16 protein-coding genes are annotated in these 22,475 nt (G+C 70.3%); 9 read left to right on the forward strand and 7 right to left on the reverse strand.

The window, feature by feature from the left end; all coding sequences use genetic code 11:
* From OG331_RS44770 to OG331_RS44785, 4 genes are all read right to left on the reverse strand, one after another.
* Positions 1–2,907: an AAA family ATPase gene (locus OG331_RS44770; RefSeq protein WP_406208232.1), complete on the reverse strand. Its 2,907-nt coding sequence runs from the start codon at positions 2,905–2,907 to the stop codon at positions 1–3.
* A gap of 187 nt (positions 2,908–3,094) precedes the next feature.
* On the reverse strand, positions 3,095–4,111 hold the full coding sequence (locus tag OG331_RS44775) for a (-)-alpha-amorphene synthase (protein ID WP_406208235.1): 1,017 nt from the start codon (positions 4,109–4,111) through the stop codon (positions 3,095–3,097).
* Entirely contained in the window at positions 4,086–5,393 is a 1,308-nt protein-coding gene (locus tag OG331_RS44780) for a cytochrome P450 (protein ID WP_406208238.1), read from the reverse strand. Before OG331_RS44780 ends, OG331_RS44775 begins: the two co-directional genes overlap by 26 nt.
* 334 nt (positions 5,394–5,727) lie before the next feature.
* A complete protein-coding gene (locus tag OG331_RS44785) occupies positions 5,728–8,163 on the reverse strand; it encodes a penicillin acylase family protein (protein WP_406208241.1) in 2,436 nt (811 codons plus the stop codon).
* 119 nt (positions 8,164–8,282) lie between these two features.
* Here OG331_RS44785 and OG331_RS44790 point away from each other — a divergent pair, with 119 nt between their 5' ends.
* Entirely contained in the window at positions 8,283–9,782 is a 1,500-nt protein-coding gene (locus tag OG331_RS44790; protein ID WP_406208244.1) for an acyl-CoA synthetase, read from the forward strand.
* Between the two features lie 27 nt (positions 9,783–9,809).
* Here the strand turns inward: OG331_RS44790 and paaK are convergent, their stop codons facing one another.
* Positions 9,810–11,105, reverse strand: a complete 1,296-nt coding sequence (gene paaK / locus OG331_RS44795; protein WP_406208247.1) for a phenylacetate--CoA ligase PaaK — start codon at positions 11,103–11,105, stop codon at positions 9,810–9,812.
* Between the two features lie 166 nt (positions 11,106–11,271).
* Between paaK and OG331_RS44800 the strand changes: the two genes are divergently transcribed.
* Positions 11,272–12,135, forward strand: coding sequence for an alpha/beta fold hydrolase (locus tag OG331_RS44800; RefSeq protein ID WP_406208250.1), 864 nt, complete (start codon positions 11,272–11,274; stop codon positions 12,133–12,135).
* A 91-nt stretch (positions 12,136–12,226) separates the two neighbouring features.
* Positions 12,227–13,189 carry an ion transporter gene (locus tag OG331_RS44805; RefSeq protein ID WP_406208253.1) on the forward strand — a complete coding sequence of 321 codons (963 nt, stop codon included), beginning with the start codon at positions 12,227–12,229 and terminating at the stop codon, positions 13,187–13,189.
* Positions 13,190–13,211: 22 nt separating this feature from the next.
* Here OG331_RS44805 and OG331_RS44810 read toward each other — a convergent pair whose 3' ends face one another.
* Both OG331_RS44810 and OG331_RS44815 read right to left on the reverse strand, forming a co-directional pair.
* Positions 13,212–14,969 (reverse strand): sulfatase, encoded by a 1,758-nt coding sequence (locus OG331_RS44810; RefSeq protein WP_406208255.1) that lies wholly within the window; start codon positions 14,967–14,969, stop codon positions 13,212–13,214.
* A 119-nt stretch (positions 14,970–15,088) separates the two neighbouring features.
* Positions 15,089–16,714, reverse strand: a complete 1,626-nt coding sequence (locus tag OG331_RS44815; protein ID WP_406208258.1) for an acyl-CoA synthetase — start codon at positions 16,712–16,714, stop codon at positions 15,089–15,091.
* A 178-nt stretch (positions 16,715–16,892) separates the two neighbouring features.
* Between OG331_RS44815 and OG331_RS44820 the strand changes: the two genes are divergently transcribed.
* The 6 genes from OG331_RS44820 (at position 16,893) to OG331_RS44845 (ending at position 22,463) form a co-directional block, all read left to right on the forward strand.
* The gene (locus tag OG331_RS44820) at positions 16,893–17,693 is read left to right on the forward strand and encodes a crotonase/enoyl-CoA hydratase family protein (RefSeq protein ID WP_406208261.1); all 801 of its coding nucleotides are present in this window, start codon (positions 16,893–16,895) and stop codon (positions 17,691–17,693) included.
* A gap of 176 nt (positions 17,694–17,869) precedes the next feature.
* On the forward strand, positions 17,870–18,841 hold the full coding sequence (locus OG331_RS44825; protein WP_406208264.1) for a Zn-ribbon domain-containing OB-fold protein: 972 nt from the start codon (positions 17,870–17,872) through the stop codon (positions 18,839–18,841).
* Positions 18,838–19,887, forward strand: a complete 1,050-nt coding sequence (locus OG331_RS44830; RefSeq protein ID WP_406208267.1) for a thiolase domain-containing protein — start codon at positions 18,838–18,840, stop codon at positions 19,885–19,887. The genes OG331_RS44825 and OG331_RS44830 overlap by 4 nt, the downstream gene beginning before the upstream one ends.
* Positions 19,884–21,050 (forward strand): thiolase domain-containing protein, encoded by a 1,167-nt coding sequence (locus tag OG331_RS44835; RefSeq protein WP_363043007.1) that lies wholly within the window; start codon positions 19,884–19,886, stop codon positions 21,048–21,050. Before OG331_RS44830 ends, OG331_RS44835 begins: the two co-directional genes overlap by 4 nt.
* An 83-nt stretch (positions 21,051–21,133) precedes the next feature.
* On the forward strand, positions 21,134–21,376 hold the full coding sequence (locus OG331_RS44840; protein WP_363043009.1) for a DUF397 domain-containing protein: 243 nt from the start codon (positions 21,134–21,136) through the stop codon (positions 21,374–21,376).
* 181 nt (positions 21,377–21,557) lie between these two features.
* Entirely contained in the window at positions 21,558–22,463 is a 906-nt protein-coding gene (locus tag OG331_RS44845) for a universal stress protein (RefSeq protein ID WP_406208271.1), read from the forward strand.
* Positions 22,464–22,475: the final 12 nt, after the last annotated feature.

Genomic DNA, 22,475 nt, shown 5'->3' on the forward strand with positions numbered 1-22,475 from the left:
TCAAGAACGCATACGAGGCGCCTCCAACGCCCTGGCGAGGCCTGCCGCGTCGGTGCCGATCTTGCGGTACACGCTGGACAGCAACTGCCGCACGCCTTGCTCGGTCACGTGCAGCTCCTTGGCGATCACCGTCACCGGGCTTCCCTCGACGGCCAGTTCGGCCGTACGGAGCTCTCGCGCGGTCAGTGTGTCCGCCTGCACGTAGCGCAGGGGCAGCGGGCGCAGACCGGCCGTCGAGAGTTCCTCCCGCGCGCGGGCGGCGAGTCCGTCGGCTCGGCAGTGGACGGCGCCTTCCAGACCCTGGTAGAGCCGGTCGGCGGCCTCCTTGAGCTGCCCGTTGCGGGACAGCGCGGCGCCGTGGCCGACCTGGGCGCGAGCGAGTTCGTACGCGGCGGGGGACTGCTCCAGGCGGTCGATCGCCTCCGCGTACAGGTCGAGTGCGGCCGTCCCGCCGGTCACCTCGGCGAGGGTGTGCAGCGCCTGCCCGATGGTGGAGGCGGCGCCGAAGTCCCGGGCACGCTTGACCGCGTCCTGGGCGTGATGGATCGCCTCGTCCGGGGCGGTGGGGGCGAGCGCGGTCGCGAGCCGCAGCTGCCACGGGCACCAGGCCGGGTTGCGCCATGCCCGTCCGTCCAGCCAGTCCCCCACCGCGGACAGCAGCGCCGCCGCTTCCGCGTGCCGTCCCTCCGCCAGGAGCAGTTCCGCGTACACGGTGCGCGGGTCCGGATAGATGACGGCGTTCGGAGCCATCTCACCGAAGTGATGGGCGTCGGCGAGCGCGCGAGCCTCGGTGATCCGACCACGGGCCAGCAACGTCTGGATCAGGACGCTGACGCCGTACCACTGGGCGGCCACGACGCCGTCCACCTTGTCGGCGATGCGCAGGCCTTCCCGGACCAGGTCCTCGGCTTCGGCCAGACAACCTCGGTGGTAGCGGACATAGGCGGCGATGGTCTGGCCGAAGGCCAGGTGGGAGCCGTGCCAGCCCTTGCCCACGCACTCGGCGATCCCCTGCTCGAACAGCTCCTCGGCCCGTCGCGGCTGGTCGCCGTACATGAACACCAGGGCGACCGAAAGGGGTACCTCGAAGCCCCGGTTCTCATCGGTCCAGCTCATGCCGCCGCGCAGGGACTTCTCCGCATAGGTGAGGGCGGTCCGGCGCGGTTCGCCGCGCAGGACGGCATCCCAGGCCCGCAGCCCCAGGATGTAGCGCTCCTCCAGGCTGCGGCCGGGCAGCTGCTCGGCCAGCCGCGCCAGCGTCCGGGAGCGGGCGGGTGAGTCCGGATCGTCGGCGCGCATCGTGCTCCAGACGAACTGATCGGCCTGCATACGCAGCTTGACACGCGGATTCGTGGCCTTCCGGGCCTCCTCGGCGGCTACGGTCGCGGCCTCGTCCATCCGATCGGTGTGCGCGAGCGCCGTCGTCAGCCGATAGACGATGGAGGCGCGCAGGTCGGGGTCGACGTCCGGCTCCGCCAGCGCCTGTCGCAGATGCCGCACCGTGGCCGTGGGCTCGATCAGGAACGTGGCGCACGCGAGTTCGTGCAGGACCGCGGCGCGGTCCTCCGGGATCGGTGGCTCCTTCAACGCACGGGTGAGCATACGCCGGGCGGCCTCGGTCGCCCCGGCGCAGAGGTACTCGCGAGCGGCCTTGCGCAGGCATTCCACCGTCTCGGGGTTGCCCTCGCAGGGCACCTCCAGCAGATGCCTGGCGGCGGCGGTGGGGCCGTATCCCGCGTTCAGGACGGCCTCCGCGGCCGCGTTGTGCAGACCGGCCCGGAAACCGGAGCGGATGGACCGGTAGATCGTCGTGGTGATCAGCGGGTGGACGAACTCGAGCTCACCCTCGGGGCCGTGGCCGTCGGTGAGGATCCGGGCCGCGCGCAGCTTCTGGGTCGCCTCGGCGGCGGTCTCGTCGCCGAGTACCGCGATGCTCGCTGCGAGCTGTGGTGAGAAGGGCGACCCCAGCACGGCAGCGGCGTGCGCGAAGCGGACGGTCGCGGTGTCGAGGCCTTCCAGACGCTCGATCAGACCCGGTCCCTTGATCGCGGCGGCCAGTTCACGCATCGCGGGCAGGTCGTGCTCGCTGCCGCGCAGTTTCCGCTCGGCGAGGCCGATGGCGAGCTCCACCGTCTCGAAGGGGCTCCCTCCGGTGGCCGACCAGCATTCCTTGCAGAACACGTCCTCGGCTCTCTCACCGACTTGGTTCCTGATGATCTGTGCCACGCCGTCGGCGGTGAGGCATGCGAGGTCGTGGGGGCGGTCTGCGTGATGCCCGACGAGCGTACGGAGTTCGCCCGCTTCGTACGGCAGTTCGTCGGGCCGGTAGGCGACCACGATCAGCAGGGGGAGGTCATCGACCCGTGAGGCGAAGGAATCGAGCCAGCTCAGGGACTCGACGTCAGCCCAGTGCAGGTCGTCCAGGAGCAGGACGACGGGTGCCTTCTTGATGGTGAGGCACGTCATGACCCAGTCGAGGCCTTCGCGGACCCCGGTCGGATCCGGTGCGGGGGCCGGGCCCCTCGCTTCGAGCCCGAGCACGGCGGCCATGACGTCGTACCAGCTTCCCAGGAAGGCGCGGAGTTCCCTTGCGTCCATCCTCGCCAGCGTGGGCTGCACGAGCTGGCGCACCACGCGGAACGCCGACCCCTGTTCCTTCTCCCCGCCCCTACCCGACAGCACGGTGAATCCCGATGCCATGGCGCGCTCACGTGCTTGCGTGATGAGTGCTGTCTTGCCCAGTCCGGCGGGCCCGCTGAAGGCGAGCAGCCCCCTGTGCCTGGCTTGCGGCACACCCTCCGTGGTGCGTCGCAGTTCCTTGAACGCGGCGTCGAGGGCGTGAAGTTCCCGTCGGCGCTCGATCAACGTCCGTTGTTCCGTGATCGGGTGCCGAGGCTCCATCGCCATGTGCCGTACCGCCTTCTGTCGTTCGGCTCGGAGGAGCCGAGCGTACGCCTCGCCGAGGTGTGGCAGTACGAATAGGGCACCATAGGGTGAATCGTGATTGGTAGGTGGGAGAACGCCCGCCCGTTGGGTAGTGGACACGGATGGACGTCTCCCGGGTGAGGTGCCGGCGGGAGCCCGACAGGGTGGACTACGGCACGGCGGGCACCGACGTCACATCCGCGTAGCGAGGCACGGTGCGGGCCCAGTCGTAGCACCCGCGGATCCAGCCGATCATGCCCTCCACATAGCCGATGCCCGTGGGACTCAACGCCGGTTTGATTCCGGCATGGAGCCTTTCGAACTGCTCGATCGCGGTGTTGATCTCCTCGATGGCCAGGAGCACGGCGGCCGGCAGGGAGCACCGTCGTTCGCGCTGGTGGGCCAGGGCCAGGTTGATCATTTCGCCCGCGTGCTGCTCTTTCACCGCGGAGAACAGGTCGGCCGTCCACACCGCCACGTCGGCAGACAGCCGGCTCAGTCGCCGCACGACGGGATGATGCACCTCGGCGTCGGTCAGTTCGCTCGCTCGGGCGCCCTCGTACAGCGGGTAGAACGGCTCGACGCCCGCGGTCAGCGACCGTATGGAGGTGCAGTCGCCGATGCCCAGGACAAGGGGCTGGGTCTGGGCCACGGCTTCGTACAACAGGCCGTGCACGTATTCACAGCACTGCCAGGCCCATCGCGCGGCCTGCGCGGGTGAGCACTGTTCCCGGACCTGGCGGTGGAGATCGGACAGGGCGGCTCCGAGGCGAGTGCTGGGCGGTCGCCCGTCCCGCAGAATCGCGACACTCTCGCACAGCATGGGCAGCAGCCTGCCCGGAGAGCTTCGGCCGAGGTCCTCGGCAAGGTCGTCGAAGACGAACTGATAGGCGATCTGCTGGGCCACGATCTGAAGGACGCCGGAATCCACAGTGGGGCTGGTGTAGCTCGCGAGTTCGGCGGGGCGAGTGCGGGCGATCATCGCCGCCACATCCGGTTCGTCCGTCAGCCCCCATACCCGCAGCCATGTGTCTACCCCGGCCGCGGCCTCGGTTTCATGAGGGTTCCGCCGGAACGGAAATGGCATGTGGAGGTTGGTGTCGATCAGGTCCCGGAGATTGGAGTCCGGCATTCCGTCCGGTACGGCCAGCGTGATCTCCTCATGCGTTGTCGACAACGTGGTCACCTGCCGTTCGGGGCTCGCAGACCATGACCAGTGAACGCGGTCCCATCGTGATCCCGGGGCGCTGTTTCCGTTCGGCGCGATCCGGCAGATGACGCAGGCGCCGGCGGCCGGCGATGGTCGCGAGCGCGAGTGTGGCCTCCACCATCGCGAACTCGTCACCGAGGCATTTGCGGCTGCCCGCGGAGAACGGCATCATCGCGCGACGTTGTTCGGCGGTGGGCTGCCCCGGCAACCAGCGGTCGGGATCGAAACGCTCGGGTTCCGGGAACGACGAGGGATCGTGGTGCAGGAGGTGGGGGCTGTACAGGACGGTGGCGCCCTCGGGCAGGCGGCATCCGCCGAGTTCCGTCTCCTTGGTGGCGACGCGCGTGAACAGCCAACCGGGCGACGAGTGGCGCAGCGTTTCGGAGACGACGCACCGGGTGTAGACGAGGTGTGGCAGATCCTCGGGACCGGGCCGCCTGCCTTCGGCGAGGAGGGAGTCGAGCTCGGCGTGCAGACGTCGCTCCGCCTGCGGATTGCGGGCCAGCAGACTGAAGGCGCCGGCCAGGGTGAGCGCCTGGGTTTCGACGCCCGTCAGCAGCAGCGTGATCAGGTGATCGTGGACCTCCTGATCGGTGATCGCCCTCGTCGGTCCGTCGCCGTTCGCGGCCTTCAGCAGCGTGCCCAGCACGTCGTCGTGGTCGGCTCCCCGGCGACGCTCCGCTATCGCCGCGTCGATGATCTCGTGCAGGCGCGAGAGCGCACGCCGATAGCGGCGGTTGGCGGGGGTGGGGAGGCGGAACAGAGCGTCGATCGGCACGACCGTGCGGACGAAGAGGCCGCGGACGACCGCGGTGAGACAGTCCCGCACCTCGGCGGTCGTCCGGTCGTCCAGGGAGTCGGAGAGGAGAACACGGCTGGTCACCCGTGTCGTGAGCGCCATCATCGCCTCGGTGACAGGGATGTCCTGACCGTCCGGCCATGCGCGGCACACCGCGTCAGCCTCCTCGGTCACCAGGTCCGTGTACTCGGCGACGTGGGAAGGGCGGAAGGCGGGCTGCAACAGCCTGCGCTTTTCCCGATGCGCCGGCTGTCGGCAGGTGACGAGGCCGTCGCCCATCAGCTTCCCCAGCCTGTCGTACAGCGGGCCCCCCTTGTCGAAGGTGTGCGGATCCTTGAGCATCTCGTGGACCAGCTCGGGGTGGCACACCATCCAGGCACGCTGGGGGCCCAGCCGTATCTCGACCAGATCCCCGTACGAGGGCAAAGAATTCAGAAACGCAAGCGGTCGGCGGAACAACGCGATACCGTGACCGAGGACGGGGAATATGCCTGGAGCAGTACCTGTTCGCCATACTCGCTCCTGTGCGGGAACAACACGGCTCATGAATACCTCCTGCCTGACGCGGCACGCGAAATCGCAGTACGTGCCACGGACTTGATACTTGAGACAAGTCCTGCCCAGTCCGAGCGGTGTTCGGTTTCCCGAAACCTTTCTCCAAAGGGGCGCACAGGAGCACGGAGAGGCAAAAGAAGCACTCGGCGAAATGGTCGTTTGCGATCGTGCATCGACGGCCGTGCTCATCCGTCACTCAAATGTGGTCCCGCCCCATACGGGACGGGACCACAGTCGCTCAGCGTTCGCGCACGCGGACAACCTTCAGGACGGGCGACGACAGGATGTCCTTCTCACAGAACCGCGCCGTCACCCACCTCTCACCCGAGAACAACCGCGTCTGATCCCGGAAGTGGGCCGAGTTCGGGTTCGACGACTGCGCGTACGTCAGCAGCGTGCGGGCCACCGGACAGCGGCTGCTGTCCCAGCCCACCGCCTGGATGTGGCTGGAGCCGGTCGTCACCTCGGTGTAGCCGCCCTGCGCAGCGTTCCACACCGGCTCGATCTTGTTCCACACACCGAGTCCTTCGGTGCCGCCCGGAACGGGGATGCGCTGACCGTTGCGTACGACGAACTGGTGCTCTCCGAGGCGGGAGTCGAGGGCGATGCCCGCAGACCGCATTTCGGCTACCGCGTCCGCGAGGGCCGTGGCGAAACCGGGAGCCCCGGTGTTGAGGGTGTTCGGGGTGCGCACCGGGTCCGCCGGCGAGAACGGCACCTTCCATCGCTGGGCGGCCGGCACCTTCGCCGTCAGCTTCCGCCAGAACCGGTCGAAGAGCAGGGCACCCCGGCTGCCGGTGTCCATGGTGCGGTCCCACGCCGCGAGCACCGGGCAGGCTTCGGAGACGTCAACCGCCTTGCCGTCGCTGCCCGTTGCCGTACCGCCCGGCAGCGCGGCACACGCCTTCGCCGTGTCGGTCGCGGCCAGGGCGGCTGCCGGAACCCGGTTCCTGAACTGTTGGCGCTCCAGATCCCGGACGGTCAGACCGCCCCGCTCCGCCATCGCCGCCACGTCCTCGACCGCACCGCGGGTGCGCAGCGAGCGCTGCGTGCCGATGGTGCCGAAGACCCGCTCGTAGCCGGTGAGCGGCCGGTCGGCGTTGGCCAGCCAGGCGCTGTCGTTGGAGTTCTCCGCGTACGGCGCGTCCTTCAGCGTCGGCATGCGCGCGGGCCCGAAGATCCCGGCCTGGACGGCGTCGGCGTCGCTGCCGAGCGCGCAGTCGCCGCGGGAGCCGTCGAGGACCGCGAGCCCCGCAGCCGGGTAGGTGGCCTTGCCGAGGTCCGTGGAACACCGCCCCGCCAAGTCGTCGGTGATACGGGGCAGCACCTGCGACTGGGTGTAGAGGGAGTGCCCCGAGCGGTCCGCTGCGATGGTGTTCACCCACGGGAGCCCTTGGTGCCGGGCGAGGGTCGCCAGCACGTCGGCCGTACTGCGCGCCTTGCTGAAACCGAGCGAGGTGTCGGCGAACCGCATGTTGGCCGCGTTCGGGTCGTTGAGCGCGTACGCCGTCGTCGCCGTCCAGGGCAGCGGGAGGTCACCGTCGGCGGACGCGACCACCGGGCCGTACCGCGTCCACCACTGGGCGCGGCTCACAGGCGCACCGCCCTTGACCGCGACGGTCACGGTCCGCTTCTTCATCCGCTCGGCCCTGCCGTCCACGAGGTAGACCGTGGGGTCGGCCGGATCCAGCGTCAGCCTGTGCAGATTGAACGGGACCCCCGTCGCGACGGTGTGGCTCCACGCCACATGGGAGTTGTAGCCGATGGAGATCGCCGGCGACCCGAGCAGCGCCCCGCCGGCGACGTCGAGCTCGCCCGGAATCGTCTGCTGCGCCTGCCAGAAGCGGCGCCCGCCGTGCCACGGGTAGTGCGGGTTGCCCAGCAGCAGACCGCGCCCGTCGGCCGTGGTGTCTCCTTGGAAGGCGACCGCATTCGACCCCATGTCCGCGTCGCCGGTCCGCTCGCGCACGGCCCGGATCAGGGCCGCGGCGTCCGGGCTCGTACCGACGCCCTTGGCGCGGTCGGCCGGACCGGCGGGCGGCCGGGCCGAGGTGATGTCGTCCACGGCGCCGCCCTGGCCGCCGAGCACCGCGAAGGCGTAGGAGCGGGCGGCCACGTCCAGCGGGGTGATCGGCCGCACCCACGCGGCGCCCTTGCACGCGGGGTCGGTGATCCTGTTCTGCTTCAGCCAGGTGTTGTAGCCGGCGGCGAAGCCACGCATGAGGTCCCTGACCTGCCGGCTCGGGCCGCGCGGCGCGGGTTCGGCGAGGAGCTTCTCCACCGTGCGGGTCTGACGTACGCCACGGAAGTACAGGTCGCTGGAGAGGTTCGTGGTGGCCGAGGACAGTGACAGGTCGGTCGCCGCGTCCGGGCCGAAGAAGCGCGAACGCTCGCCGCGCACGGTCACGAACCCGTCGGCGAGCGTGCACACCTGGTCTGCGGCCTGCGCCCAACCGGTGCCGAACCCCATGGACCTGTAGTCCTTGGCGACTATGTGTGGAATGCCGTACTCGGTATAGCGGACGACGGCGGACAGACCGCCGTGCGAGAGTTGTTCGTGCCGGTTGTGCCGATCCTGCGGGTCCTGCCGGTCGGCCGCGGCCGCGGGCAGCCCGGCCACGGTGGCGAGCAGGGCGACGGCCGCGACGACGAGCCGTCTGGGGCGGGTGCGCATGGTGCCTCCCAACGTCATTGAGGGAAGGAGCCGTTGAGCGTACCAACGGGTATGTGTCCCCGGTCAGTGTCGGGCATCCTTGTTGACCCGTCCCTTCGACGCACCGAGGATCATGTGTCATGACGCCAGGACACGGCAGCACGGTTGACGGAGTGCTGCGCCGCAGCGCCCGACGCACCCCGGCCCGCGTCGCGGTCGAGGACCGCGAGCGTGCGTGGACGTACCAGGAACTCGACGAGGCCGTCTCCCGCGCGGCGAGCGTCCTGCTCGACCAGGGCCTCACCCCCGGCGACCGGGTGGCCGCCTACGGCCACAACTCGAGCGCGTATCTGATCGCCTTCCTGGCGTGCGCCCGCGCCGGCCTCGTGCACGTCCCCGTCAACCAGAACCTCACCGGCGACGACCTCGCCTACATCGTCCGTCAGTCAGGCAGCGCCCTGGTCCTCGCCGACCCCGGCCTGGCCGGCCGGCTTCCCGACGGCGTCCGTACGATGCCGCTGCGCGACGCCGACGACTCACTGCTGGCACGGCAGGCCACGGCAGCCGTCCACGACGGCCCGGAGCCGCGCAGCGAGGACCTGGTCCAGCTGCTCTACACCTCGGGTACGACGGCCCTCCCGAAGGGCGCGATGATGACCCACCGCGCCCTGGTCCACGAGTACCTGAGCGCGATCACCGCCCTCGACCTGAGCCCCGGTGACCGTCCCGTCCACTCGCTGCCGTTGTACCACTCGGCGCAGATGCACGTGTTCCTCATGCCGTACCTGGCGGTCGGTGCCACCAACATCATTCTGGAGGCGCCCGACGGCGACCGGCTCTTCGACCTGATCGAGGCCGGCCGCGCCGACAGCCTGTTCGCCCCGCCCACCGTGTGGATCGGCCTCGCGGGCCGCCCCGACTTCGCGACCCGCGACCTCGACGGACTGCGCAAGGCGTACTACGGCGCGTCGATCATGCCCGTGCCGGTCCTGGAGCGGCTGCGTGAACGATGGCCGAAGCTGGCCTTCTACAACTGCTTCGGGCAGAGCGAGATCGGCCCGCTGGCCACGGTGCTGGCCCCCGACGAACACAAGGGCCGGATGGACTCCTGCGGCCGAACCGTCCTCTTCGTGGACGCCCGGGTGGTCGACGAGAACGGCGCGGACGTGCCCGACGGCACCTCCGGCGAGATCGTCTACCGCTCCCCGCAGTTGTGCGAGGGCTACTGGGACAAGCCCGAGGAGACCGCGGAGGCGTTCCGGGACGGCTGGTTCCGCTCCGGGGATCTCGCGGTGCGCGACGCGCACGGCTACTTCACGATCGTCGACCGGGTGAAGGACGTCATCAACTCCGGTGGCGTACTGGTCGCTTCACGTGAGGTCGAGGACGCCCTGTACACCCACGAGGGCGTCGCCGAGGTCGCCGTGATCGGCCTGCCCGACGAGCGTTGGATCGAGGCCGTCACGGCGGTCGTCGTCCCGCGCGGCGAGGTGAGCGACACCGAACTGATCGACCACGCGCGCGAGAAGCTCGCCCACTTCAAGGCGCCGAAGCGGGTGGTGTTCGTGGACGGACTGCCGCGCAACGCCAGCGGGAAGATCCTCAAGCGGGAGCTGCGGGACCGGTTCGCCGAAGACTGACCTCGCCGGGACCGGTCCCAACAGGCCCTAGCGGGGGCGCAGGTCCTGGATGCGCCGGATCTTGCCCACGGAGCGTTCCAGCGACTCCGGTTCGACGATCTCCACGGCGACCGACACCCCGATGCCGTCCTTCACGGCGGCCGCGATGGCCTGTGCGGCGGCGTCCCGGGTCTCGGGGGACGCGTCGGGGCGGGCCTCCGCCCGAACGGTCAGGGCGTCGAGCCGGCCCTCACGGGTGAGCCGCAGCTGGAAGTGGGGTGCCACACCCGGCGTCCGGAGCACGATCTCCTCGATCTGGGTGGGGAAGAGATTCACCCCGCGCAGGATGACCATGTCGTCACTGCGCCCGGTGATCTTCTCCATCCGCCGGAACACCCGGGCGGTCCCCGGCAGCAACCGCGTCAAGTCCCGGGTGCGGTACCGGATGACGGGCATGGCCTCCTTGGTGAGGGAGGTGAACACCAGCTCGCCCTCCTCGCCGTCGGGCAGCACCTCACCCGTGATCGGGTCGACGATCTCGGGGTAGAAGTGGTCCTCCCACACATGCAGCCCGTCCTTGGTCTCCACGCACTCCTGTGCCACCCCGGGCCCCATGACCTCCGACAGGCCGTATATGTCCACGGCGTCGATCGCGAACCGCTCCTCGATCTCGCGGCGCATCTGCTCGGTCCAGGGTTCGGCCCCGAAGATGCCCACCCGCAGGGAGGTTCCGCGCGGGTCGACGCCCTGCCGTTCGAACTCGTCGAGGAGGGTGAGCATGTACGACGGCGTCACCATGATGATCTCGGGCCTGAGGTCCTGGATCAGCTGGACCTGGCGGGCGGTCATGCCGCCGGACGCGGGGATGACCGTACAGCCCAGCCGTTCGGCACCGTAGTGTGCGCCGAGCCCACCGGTGAACAGCCCATAGCCGTACGCCACATGCACCTTGTCCCCGGGCCGGCCGCCCGCCGCCCGGATGGACCGGGCCACCATGTCGGCCCACACGGAAAGGTCGCCGTCCGTGTAGCCGACCACCGTGGGCCGACCGGTCGTGCCGCTGGAGGCGTGGATGCGGCGGATACGGTCCTGCGGCACGGCGAACATCCCGTACGGGTAGTTCTCGCGCAGGTCGGCCTTGGTCGTGAACGGGAAGTGCGCTAGATCGGCGAGCGAACGGCAGTCGTCGGGCCGTACGCCCGCCTTGTCGAAGGAGTCCCGGTAGAAGGGCACGTTGTCGTACGCGTGCCGCAGCGAGGTCCGCAACCGCTCCAGCTGCAACGCCCGCAACTCCTCCGGCGCGAGCCGTTCCCCCGAGTCCAGCAGCTCCGTCGCATCCGCCATGGGGACTTCTCCCTCGCCAACCGCGCCAATTCGGGCGACCGATCATTCGGTCTGGGTGTTTGAGATCAGTAATCCAGGCGCGGATTGATCAGGCAAGGGGGCGGGCCGCACTTTTTGCGCGTCGGGCCTGTTGCCGTGCGGGCAGCCGATGACCAAGATCAGAGCCATGCCGACCTTCACCTCCGCCGACGGAACCGAGATCGCCTACCACCTGCGAGGAGAGGGCGAACCGCTCGTCGTGCTGCCAGGCGGGCCCATGCGGGCCTCCGCCTATCTGGGCGACCTGGGTGGACTGGCCGCGCATCGGCAGCTGGTCCTGCTCGACCTGCGCGGCACAGGGGACTCCGCGGCGCCGGTGGATCCGGCAACCTACCGCTGCGACCACCTGGTGGACGACGTCGAGATGTTGCGCGCCCACATGGGGCTGGACCACATGGACGTGCTCGGGCACTCGGCGGGCGGGAGCCTGGCCATGTTGTACGCCGCTCGCCATCCGGAGCGGGTGGCGCGGCTGGCGCTGGTGACCGCCACGCCGTGGGCGTTGGGGATGCCGGCCGCTGCCGAGGAACGGCTGGTCGCCGCCCGGTCGAGGCAGGGCGAGCCGTGGTTTGCGGAGGCATTCCCGGCGTTCGAGGCATGGCTGGCGGGGACGGGCGACTTCGACCCCGTGTTCGCGCCCTTCTTCTACGGACGTTGGGACGACGCGGCCAAGGAGCACGACGCGCGCGGCGATCACGAGTTCAACGACGAGGCCGCCGACATCTACGGCTCCGACGGAGCCTACGACCCGCCCACGACCATCTCCCGGCTCGCCCGACTCACCGCCCCGGTCCTCGTCCTCGCCGGGGCGTTGGACGGAGGCCCGAGTCCGGAGCTCGCGCGCCGCACCGCCGACGTCCTTCCGAACGCCGAGTGCGTCGTGCAGCCCGGTGCCGGGCACTACCCGTGGCTGGACGACGCGGAGTGGTTCGTACGGTGTGTCGTCGCTTTCCTGGAGAAGGCGAGTTCCCCGCACCTGCGCGCAGGCTGAGTACGGCCCGCGCCGACGGTTCGGACCCGGTCGCCGGCCCGGAGGCACAGGGCGGGCATACCAGGCCGCCCGCCGGAGCAGATTCAGCACGATGACCGACCACCTTCACCACCGCACACCCGACGCACCCCGACCCGCCCGCCTGGTGCTGGCGGAATGGGCCCGCGCCGTCACGGAGGCCCGCTGGTTCGCCCTCACCGTGCTCGGCGTGATCCTGGCCAACGCGGCACTGCTGGGCGCGGAGACGTATCGCGGTCTGGTCGGCGACTGGCACCTCTGGCTGACATACGCCGAGCACGTCTGCCTCGCCGCCTTCACCGCCGAGATCGCGCTGCGTGCCTGCGCACACGCCGACCGGCCCCGGGACTTCCTCCGCGACCCGTGGAACATGTTCGACCTGGCCGTCGTCGTCTGCGCGTTCCTGCCGCTCGTCCGCGAGAACGCCACCGTCCTGCGGCTGCTGCGACTCGCCCGCGTCCTGCGCACCGCCCGCTTTCTGCCCCAACTGCGCATCGTCATGGTCGCGGTCGCCCGCAGCCTGCCCGGCACGGTCAGCTTTCTGCTGGTGGGCGCCCTGTTGCTGTACGTCTACGCCATGGTGGGCTGGGTGTTCTTCGGCCTCCAGGACCCCGAGCAGTACGGCTCGATCGGGCGCGCCGTCCTCACCCTCTTCCTGCTGATGACGCTCGACGGCCTGGGCGAAGCGGTCCACGCCGGCCTGGAGATATCGCCCTGGAGCGTCCTCTACTACGCCTCCTACGTCCTGATCGCGTCCTTCGTGCTGGTCAACGTCCTCATCGGCGTCGTCATCAGCTCCCTGGAGGAGGCCCGAGAGCTGGAGGAGGAACGGGAACAACGCCACCGGGGCCCTGTCACGCACGAGACCGGCCGGCCCGGGACCGATCAGGCGGGCCTCAGCGGACGCGACCAGGAAATCCGGGCCCGCATCGCCGTCGCCCGACGCGCCCTCGACGACCTCGAAGCGAACCTTCGGGGCCATGCCGTGCGCCGTCCCCGAGGGACGGAGGGCAGTGCGCCCCGACGCTCGGCATGACCCGACCCGACCCGCGCGGTCCTTACTTCGCCTGCGGCCCGTACGCCGTCATGAAGCGGTCCCGGAACTTGTCCATGCCCCATGTCGGAGCGTTCTGAGCGGGCTTGAGGCCGTCCGTCCAGTTCCAGTCGGCGATCTTGTCGAGGACCTTCGGGTCGCGGGCGACGATCGTGACGGGGACGTCCTTGCTGGTGCTGCCGGCGGTGACGGTCGGCACGGGCTGGTGGTCGCCGAGGAAGACGAGGACCGTGTCGTCGGTGCCGTAGCGCTCGACCCATTCGGTGAGGCTGTGGATCGAGTACTCGATGGCGCGGCGGTACTCGGTGCGGACGCGCTCGGGGTCCTTCCAGACCTCCTTGGGGTCCGTGCCCTCCTTCTTGATCCCGTGGAACACCGAGCCGTCGCCGAGGTCGTCCCAGTCGACCATGCGGGCGATCGGGGACCAGGGGTTGTGGCTGGAGGCGAGGATGATCTCCGCCATGATCGGCTCGCGGTCCTTCTTGCCGTGCTCCAGCCGCTGGAAGGCCTCCAGGCTGAACTGGTCGGGCACGGGCGTCCAGCTGAAGTACGGGCCCTGGTAGCCGAGGTGCTCGGAGTCGTAGATGTGGTCGAGGGCGAAGAACTTGCCCTCGGGCCATGCCCGACGCACACCGGGCACGACTCCGACCGTGCGCCAGGCGCCGGTCTTGCGGAAGTAGCTGCCGAGCGTTGCGCGGTCGCTGGTCGTCAGACTCCGGTACCGCTGCTGGTTCTTGATCCACAGGCCGGACAGGAAGGTGGAGTGGGCCAGCCAGCTGCCCGCACCCGTCACCGGGGACTTCAGCCAGGCGCTGCGCGACTGGAATCCCGCCGCCTTGAGCGACGTCGTCCCCTCCTTGAGCACGGCGTCGATCTGCGGCGCCATCGCCGGATCGTCGATCGCGACACGGCCGTAGCTCTCGATGAACGTGAACAGGACGTCCTTGCCGCGCAACCCCGTGAGCAGCTGGTCCGGCGGCGTCTTCGCGAAGGCGTCCACGGCCGCCTGCTTCTGGAAGACCCGTCCGTCCCGGAGGCCCGCGCGCACCTGCTCGACACGGTTGTTGAGGAACTCGGCGTTGCCCTTGGTGGCGAGCGGCACGCCGGTGACCTGGATGCCCAGGGTCATGCAGGTGATCCACGCGGTGCCGAGGATCAGCGTCGTGCGGGCGGCGACGGCACGGTTGCCGACCATGAGGTTCGTCACCCGCACCATGGCGAGCGTCATGAGGACCAGCACGGCGACGATCAGGACGAGCACGCCGACCACCGCCAGCACCTGCCCGGTCCGGCCGAAGGACTCCCGGACGAACTCCGCCGCGTCGTCGAGCAGGATCCAGTCCAGGACCAGGTCGAAGGGGCGGGCCAGCACCTGGTAGAAGCCCATGTCGACGAACTTCAGGACCGTGAGCAGCCCGAGCAGCGCCCCCGAGACCACCGCGATCAGCCGCCGTGACCGGGGCGGCAGCGCCAGCAGCAGCCCCGCCAGCAGGATCCCCTCGGCCGGGAGCCGGAAGAACGCCTCCGGGCCGAGCCGCTCGAGGCGGTTCGGCACCAGGAGCGCGAACAGCAGCAGCGCCCCGGCGAGAACGGTCGTCCCCACGGTGACGCCGCGTGCCGTACGGGGGTAGCGGCGGCGCCAGCCGAACCAGCCGGGGGAGGAGGAGCCGGGCGGCTCTGCAGGGCTGCTCGCCTCAGCGGGGTCGGCCGCAGCCGAGTCCGCCGACTCTCGTGTTACTTCCTCTGTTGCCTCCTGCGACACCCGGAGGTCCTCCCGTGCGGTCTTGCGATGGCATGGCAAACAGCGCCCGATGAACGAGCCTGCCACCACGAGTACGTCCGCACGTCACCTTAGGTTCAATCAGACCTGCCCGGAATTCATCAGTCCGCTGCCGCCGCCACCTCGCGCGCCCACCGGTAGTCCGCCTTGCCGCTGGGCGAGCGCCGGATGGAGTCCGCGATCACCAGCTGGCGGGGGATCTTGTAACCCGCGAGGTGGGAGCGGCAGTGCGTCTGGATGTCGGCCAGCGACGGCCGTACCGCCCCCGTCCGCAACTGCACGACGGCCGCCACATGATGCCCCCACCTCGGGTCCGCCACCCCGGCCACCAGGGCGTCGTACACGTCGGGGTGGGACTTGAGCGCCTGCTCGACCTCCTCCGGGTACACCTTCTCGCCCCCGGTGTTGATGCACTGCGAGCCGCGGCCGAGCACCGTGACGACGCCCTCCGCGTCGACCGTGGCCATGTCGCCGAGCAGCACCCACCGCTCGCCGTCCTTCTCGAAGAAGGTCTCGGCGGTCTTCCCCGGGTCGTTGTAGTAGCCGAGCGGCACGTGACCGCACTGCGCGACCCGGCCCACCTCGCCCACGGCGACCGGCTCGTGGGTCGCCGGATCGACCACCTGCGTACGGGAGTTGACCCGGATGCGGAAGCCGCGCGCGGGGCCGGAGTCCTCGGTCGCCGTACCGTTGAAGCCGGATTCCGAGGAGCCGAAGTTGTTCAGCAGCATCACGTTCGGGACCAGCTCCTGGAACTGCCGGCGCACCGTGTCCGACATGATCGCCCCGGACGACGACACGCTGAACATCGACGAGCAGTCCGTGCCCTTCATCGGCCCGTTCAGCGCGTCGACCAGTGGCCGCAGCATCGCGTCGCCGACCAGCGACACGCTCGTGACCTTCTCCTTCTCGATCGTCCGCAGAACCTCCTCCGGGACGAACTTGCGGTGGATCACGATGCGCTGGCCGAAGTTGAAGCCGATGAACGCGGTCAGCGTGGACGTCCCGTGCATCAGCGGGGCGGTCGGGAAGAAGGTGATCCCGTCGCCGCCGGCCGCCACGCGCTCGGCGACTTCCTCCGGTTTCTTCACCGGCTCGCCGGTCGGCGCGCCCCCGCCCAGACCCGAGAAGAACAGATCCTCCTGGCGCCACATCACGCCCTTGGGCATCCCGGTGGTGCCGCCGGTGTAGATGATGAACTGGTCGTCGCCCGACCGCGCCGGGAAACCGCGCTCCGGCGACCCGGCGGCCTCGGCTTCCGTGAAGGACACGGCGGGCACGACCGGCGCCCGGGCGGCACCCGGGCTCACGCTGCCCACCCGAACCAGGTGCCGCAGCCCGTCCACGCGCGGCAGTGCCGCCGCCACCCGGTCCGTGAACTCCGCCTCGAAGACCAGGGCCACCAGATCGGCGTCCCGGTACAGGTACACCAACTCCTCTTCGACATAGCGGTAGTTGACGTTGACCGGAACGATCCGCGCCTTCAGGCAGCCCAATACCGTCTGCAGATACTCGATGCCGTTGTAGAGGTGAAGCCCGAGGTGTTCGCCGGGGCGGATCCCGCTGTCGATCAGATGGTGCGCGATCCGGTTGGCGGCCGCGTCCAGCTGCGTGTAGGTCAGCCGGCGCTCCAGGCCCGTGCCCGGGTGGTCGATGTGCACGAGCGCCTCGCGGCCTGGAACCGCGTCGACGACCGACTCGAACAGGTCGGCAATGTTGTACTCCACCGCTCCTCCTGACCTCGGCCACGGCCTGGCTCTCCAACGGTTCGCCGGTCATCAGAGCAAAGGGCGGCACAACTGTGAAGCCTCCGCGCAAAAGAATCTGACTGTCTGTCAGAAAACCCTTGAAGTGCCTTCGCGCCTACTGCAACCTGTTCTCGTTCTTTCAGAGGGGAGACTGGTCATGGCTGGGACGGAACACCTCGCCGTGCGGCGCGAGGGCGCCACACTGGTGCTCACGCTCAACAGGCCCGAGGCGAAGAACGCGCTCTCGCTGCCGATGCTGGTCGGCCTCCACGACGGCTGGGCCGAGGCCGACGCGGACGAATCGATCCGCTCGATCGTGTTCACGGGAGCCGGCGGCACTTTCTGCGCGGGCATGGATCTCAAGGCCCTGGCCGGGAACGGCATGGCGGGCGAGCAGTACCGCGACCGGCTCAAAGCCGATCCCGACCTGCACTGGAAGGCGATGCTCCGCCACCACCGGCCGCGCAAGCCGGTGATCGCGGCGGTCGAGGGGTACTGCGTGGCGGGCGGCACCGAGATGCTCCAGGGCACGGACATCCGGGTCGCGGGCGAGTCGGCCACGTTCGGGCTGTTCGAGGTGAAGCGCGGTCTGTTCCCGATCGGCGGCTCCACGGTCCGCCTGCAACGCCAGATCCCGCGCACCCACGCCCTGGAGATGCTGCTCACCGGCCGCCCGTACAGCGCCCGCGAGGCCGCCGGCATCGGCCTGATCGGGCACGTCGTCCCCGACGGCACGGCACTCGCCAAGGCCCTGGAGATCGCCGAACAGATCAACGCCTGCGGCCCGCTGGCCGTCGAGGCCGTCAAGGCGTCGGTCTACGAGACGGCCGAAATGACCGAGTCCGACGGTCTCGCCGCCGAACTCAAGCGCGGCTGGCCGGTCTTCGACACGGCGGACGCCAAGGAGGGCGCCCGCGCCTTCGCGGAGAAGCGGCCACCCGTCTACAAGCGCGAGTAGCGCTGCGCCCGCCAGGGCCGGTTCACCGGCTGCGTGCCGTCTGTGGCTGGTCGCGCCCACCCGGCGGAGCCGCACACGTCACAGCCCCGCGCCCCTTCTGCGCGCGACTCGCCGACGCCGCTCATGTACCGCCCGGCCGCCACACAAGCCCCGGTCCCGAAGGAGGCAAGCCCTCGATGCCCGAAGTCCTCAAAGCTCCCCTCGTCGTGGAGTTTCCATTCACCCGCTCCGTCGGCCCCGTCCAGAGCGCCTTCCTCACCGGCCTGCGCGAACGCGTCGTGCTGGGGGTGCGGACCAGCGACGGCCGCACGCTCGTACCTCCCGTCGAGTACGACCCCGTCACCGCCGAGGAGATCCGCGACCTGGTCGAAGTCGCCCCCACCGGCACGGTCACCACCTGGGCCTGGAACCACGCCCCCCGCCGCGACCAGCCCCTCGACACGCCCTTCGCCTGGGCCCTGGTCCGACTCGACGGCGCCGACACCGCCCTCCTGCACGCCCTCGACGCCCCCGGCCCGGACGCCGTCCACACCGGCATGCGCGTCCGCGTCCGCTGGGCCGGGGAACGCACCGGCGCCATCACGGACATCGCCTGCTTCGAGCCGTACGACGACGCCCTGAAGGACAGCGGCCCGGACGACGGCAGCTCCGCCGAACCGGCGCACCACACCGGCCGGTTCGAGGACCCGATCACCGGCATCGTCGCCGCCGCCCGCCTCGACTACACCTACTCACCCGGCCGCGCCCAGACCGCCTACATCAACGCCCTGGCCGAACGACGCAACGTCGGCGAACGCTGCCCGTCCTGCCGCAAGGTGTACGTCCCGCCGAGGGGTGCGTGCCCCACATGTGGCGTGGCCACTCTGGAACAGGTCGAAGTGGGTCCCAGCGGCACAGTCACCACGTTCTGCATCGTCAACATCAAGGCGAAGAACCTCGACATCGAAGTGCCGTACGTCTACGCCCACATCGCCCTCGACGGCGCCGACCTCGCCCTGCACGCCCGTATCGGCGGCATCCCCTACGACCAGGTGCGGATGGGCCTGCGGGTCGAACCGGTGTGGACTCAGGGCTCCCGCTTCCCCGACCACTACCGGCCCACGGGCGAGCCCGACGCGGACTACGACACCTACAGGGAGCTGCTGTGAACCGCGAGATCGCCGTCGTCGCCTTCGCGCAGACCGACCACCGGCGCACCAGCGAGGAGCTCTCCGAGGTGGAGATGCTCATGCCCGTCCTGCACGAGGTGCTCGCACAGACCGGCCTGAAGACCGCCGACATCGGCTTCACCTGCTCCGGCTCCAGCGACTACCTCGCCGGTCGCGCCTTCTCCTTCACCCTCGCCCTCGACGGCGTCGGCGCCTGGCCGCCCATCTCCGAGTCGCACGTCGAGATGGACGGCGCCTGGGCACTGTACGAGGCGTGGACGAAGCTGCTGACGGGAGACGTCGACACAGCACTCGTGTACTCCTACGGCAAGTCCTCACCGGGCCCGCTCCGCGACGTCCTCACCCGCCAGCTCGACCCCTACTACGTCGCCCCCCTCTGGCCCGACTCCGTCGCCCTGGCCGCCCTCCAGGCCCAGGCCCTCATCGACGCCGGCGACACGGACGAGCCCGCGCTGGCCGCCGTCGCCGCCCGCAGCCGCACCGACGCGACCGCCAACTCCCATGCCCAGCTGCGGGGTTCGGTACCGCACGGGGATTACGTCGTACGACCGCTCCGTACCGGCGACTGCCCGCCCATCGGTGACGGCGCCGCCGCAGTGATCCTCGCGGCGGGGGAGCGGGCCCGCGAACTGTGCGACCGGCCCGCCTGGATCCGCGGCATCGACCACCGCATCGAGGCACACAGCCTGGGCGTCCGGGACCTGACCGACTCGCCCTCGACCCGCCTCGCCGCCGAGCGGGCCGGCGCGTTCGAACGGCCCGTCGACACCGCCGAGTTGCACGCGCCCTTCACCTCCCAGGAGATCGTCCTGCGCAAGGCGCTGAAGCTCGACGACGGCGTGCGGGTCAACCCGTCCGGCGGGGCGCTCGCGGCCAACCCCGTGATGGCCGCCGGACTCATCCGCATCGGAGAGGCCGCCGCCCGCGTCCACCGGGGCGAGTCCGACCGGGCGCTCGCACACGCCACGTCCGGTCCCTGTCTGCAACAGAACCTGGTCGCCGTACTCGAAGGGGATCCGCGATGAGCAAGGAGCCCGTGGCCGTCGTAGGCATCGGCCAGACCAAGCACGTCGCGGCACGCCGGGACGTGTCGATCGCCGGGCTCGTCCGGGAAGCGGCCCGAAGCGCCCTCGACGACGCCGAGTTGACCTGGGCCGACATCGACGCCGTCGTCATCGGCAAGGCGCCCGACTTCTTCGAGGGCGTCATGATGCCGGAGCTGTATCTCGCCGACGCGCTCGGTGCGGTGGGCAAGCCCATGCTGCGGGTGCACACGGCCGGCTCGGTCGGCGGATCCACGGCGCTGGTCGCCGCCAACCTGGTCGCGGCCCGCGTGCACGGCACCGTACTGACGCTCGCGTTCGAGAAGCAGTCCGAGTCGAACGCCATGTGGGGGCTGTCCCTGCCGATCCCCTTCCAGCAGCCCCTGCTCGCCGGGGCGGGCGGCTTCTTCGCCCCGCACGTGCGCGCGTACATGCGGCGCAGCGGCGCGCCCGACACGGTCGGCTCGCTGGTGGCGTACAAGGACCGGCGCAACGCGCTGAAGAACCCCTACGCCCACCTGCACGAGCACGACATCACCCTGGAGAAGGTCCAGGCCTCGCCCATGCTGTGGGACCCCATCCGCTACTCGGAGACCTGCCCCTCCTCCGACGGCGCCTGCGCGATGATCCTCACCGACCGCGCGGGAGCCGCCCGCGCCCCCCGGCCGCCCGCCTGGATGCTCGGCGGCGCGATGCGCAGTGAGCCCACCCTCTTCGCCGGCAAGGACGCGGTGTCGCCGCAGGCCGGAAAGGACTGCGCGGCCGATGTCTACCGGCAGGCGGGGATCGCCGATCCGCGCCGGGACATCGACGCCGTCGAGATGTACGTGCCGTTCTCCTGGTACGAGCCCATGTGGCTGGAGAACCTCGGCTTCGCCGCCGAGGGCGAGGGCTGGAAGCTCACCGAGTCCGGCGTGACCGAGCTGGACGGCGACCTGCCCGTCAACATGTCGGGCGGCGTCCTGTCCACCAATCCCATCGGCGCCTCCGGCATGATCCGGTTCGCGGAGGCGGCCCTCCAGGTGCGCGGGCAGGCCGGAGAACACCAGGTGGAGCGGGCCAGGAGGGTCCTCGGTCACGCCTACGGCGGCGGGTCCCAGTTCTTCTCGATGTGGCTCGTGGGAGCGGAACCCCCGACCTCCTGAAAGGTCCCCCTCACGTGGCCTGTCGGCACCCGGAACCGATCGCTAGGCTGGCCCGCGGACGACGAATCGGGAGGAGCACGGACGTGGCCGAGAGCACCATCCAGCAGCAGCCGATCACGGGCTGGGACAAGCCGGAGCTGGACCTCGCAGACGCCGATTGGCACTCGAGCAGCCGTGGCCTGGGGGATGTCCAGATCGCCTTTGTCGAGGGGTTCATCGCGATGCGCAACAGCGGCCGCCCGGAGAGCCCTTCCCTGATCTTCACACCCGCCGAGTGGGGTGCCTTCGTGTCGGGCGCGAGGGAGGGCGAGTTCGACCTGACCTGACACCGTGGACGCAGGCGAGCCGACGGGCGGTCGCCCCGCACGTCGGCCGCCTTCGGGCCGATCCGGGGGTGTTCCGCCCGTTTTTCCGGACACGCGACCTTGAGAACGCCTTACGGGCCGACGCCTGAGCCAGGCTGGCCCCGGAAGGGGGAACGGTCGTATTTCCGGAGGTGAGGAACCCATGAGCACCCTGCCGGTCATCGCGGCGGTCGACGGCTCGGACGACAGCCTGGTCGCACTGGACTGGGCTTTCGACGCCGCCCTGGTGCGCGAGGCGCCGCTGCGGGTGGTCCACGTGCAGCAGTACGCCACCTGGGCTCAGCCCGTCGCGCTGCCCACCGGGCGACCGGATCCGGAGGACGATCCGGTTCTCGAGCGGGTACGCCGGTATCTGGACGGGAGAACGGAGCAGCCGGCGACGGAGTACGTCGCCCTCGGGGGCGCTCCCGCCGCGTTGCTTTCCGAACTGGGCTCCACCGCCGAGCTGTTGGTGCTCGGCAGCCGGGGGCGCGGCGGCTTCGCCAGCCTGCTGCTCGGCTCCAACGGCATGGCCGCCGCACGCGATGCCGGATGTCCTGTGGTCGTGGTACCCAAGCCGGGACGTGAGGTCCACGACGACATGCCGATCGAGCCGGGCCCGCGTGTCGTCGTCGGCCTTCAGGTCGACAGCCCGGACGACACCACCCTGGCTTTCGCCTTCACCGAGGCCGCCCTGCGCGGCGCCCGGCTCCAGGTCATCGCCGCCTACAACTGGCCGCTGCATGTCTGGACGGCGGCCACCGCCCAGATCGTGCCGCCGTCCGAGGACCAGGACGCCGTCGAGGCCGAGACCCGCACCCTCGCCGAGGGCGTCCTCGCCCCGCACCGCGAGCGCCACCCCGAGGTCCACGCCGCGCTCCACATCGCCCCGGGCGACGCGGCCGGCCGGCTCGTCTCGGCGTCCAGAGACGCGGACCTGGTCGTCGTGGGCCGCCACCGACGCCGCGTCCTGGCCCCCGCCTCCATGATCGGCTCGGTGACCCACGCCGTCCTCCTGCACACCGCGAGCCCGGTCGCGGTCGTACCGCCCACGCCACCGGAGGAGTGAGCCCCGGGGCCC

The sequence above is a fragment of the Streptomyces sp. NBC_01017 genome (genome assembly GCF_045162795.1).
GTDB classification, from domain to species: Bacteria; Actinomycetota; Actinomycetes; order Streptomycetales; family Streptomycetaceae; genus Streptomyces; species Streptomyces machairae.

Coding starts and splice junctions, on each gene's coding strand:
- OG331_RS44835 (WP_363043007.1), top strand. CDS start 19,884: ATGAGCAAGGAGCCCGTGGCCGTCGTAGGCATCGGCCAGACCAAGCAC.
- OG331_RS44825 (WP_406208264.1), top strand. CDS start 17,870: ATGCCCGAAGTCCTCAAAGCTCCCCTCGTCGTGGAGTTTCCATTCACC.
- OG331_RS44820 (WP_406208261.1), top strand. CDS start 16,893: ATGGCTGGGACGGAACACCTCGCCGTGCGGCGCGAGGGCGCCACACTG.
- OG331_RS44805 (WP_406208253.1), top strand. CDS start 12,227: ATGACCGACCACCTTCACCACCGCACACCCGACGCACCCCGACCCGCC.
- OG331_RS44770 (WP_406208232.1), bottom strand. CDS start 2,907: ATGGCGATGGAGCCTCGGCACCCGATCACGGAACAACGGACGTTGATC.
- paaK (WP_406208247.1), bottom strand. CDS start 11,105: ATGGCGGATGCGACGGAGCTGCTGGACTCGGGGGAACGGCTCGCGCCG.
- OG331_RS44800 (WP_406208250.1), top strand. CDS start 11,272: ATGCCGACCTTCACCTCCGCCGACGGAACCGAGATCGCCTACCACCTG.
- OG331_RS44790 (WP_406208244.1), top strand. CDS start 8,283: ATGACGCCAGGACACGGCAGCACGGTTGACGGAGTGCTGCGCCGCAGC.
- OG331_RS44785 (WP_406208241.1), bottom strand. CDS start 8,163: ATGCGCACCCGCCCCAGACGGCTCGTCGTCGCGGCCGTCGCCCTGCTC.
- OG331_RS44845 (WP_406208271.1), top strand. CDS start 21,558: ATGAGCACCCTGCCGGTCATCGCGGCGGTCGACGGCTCGGACGACAGC.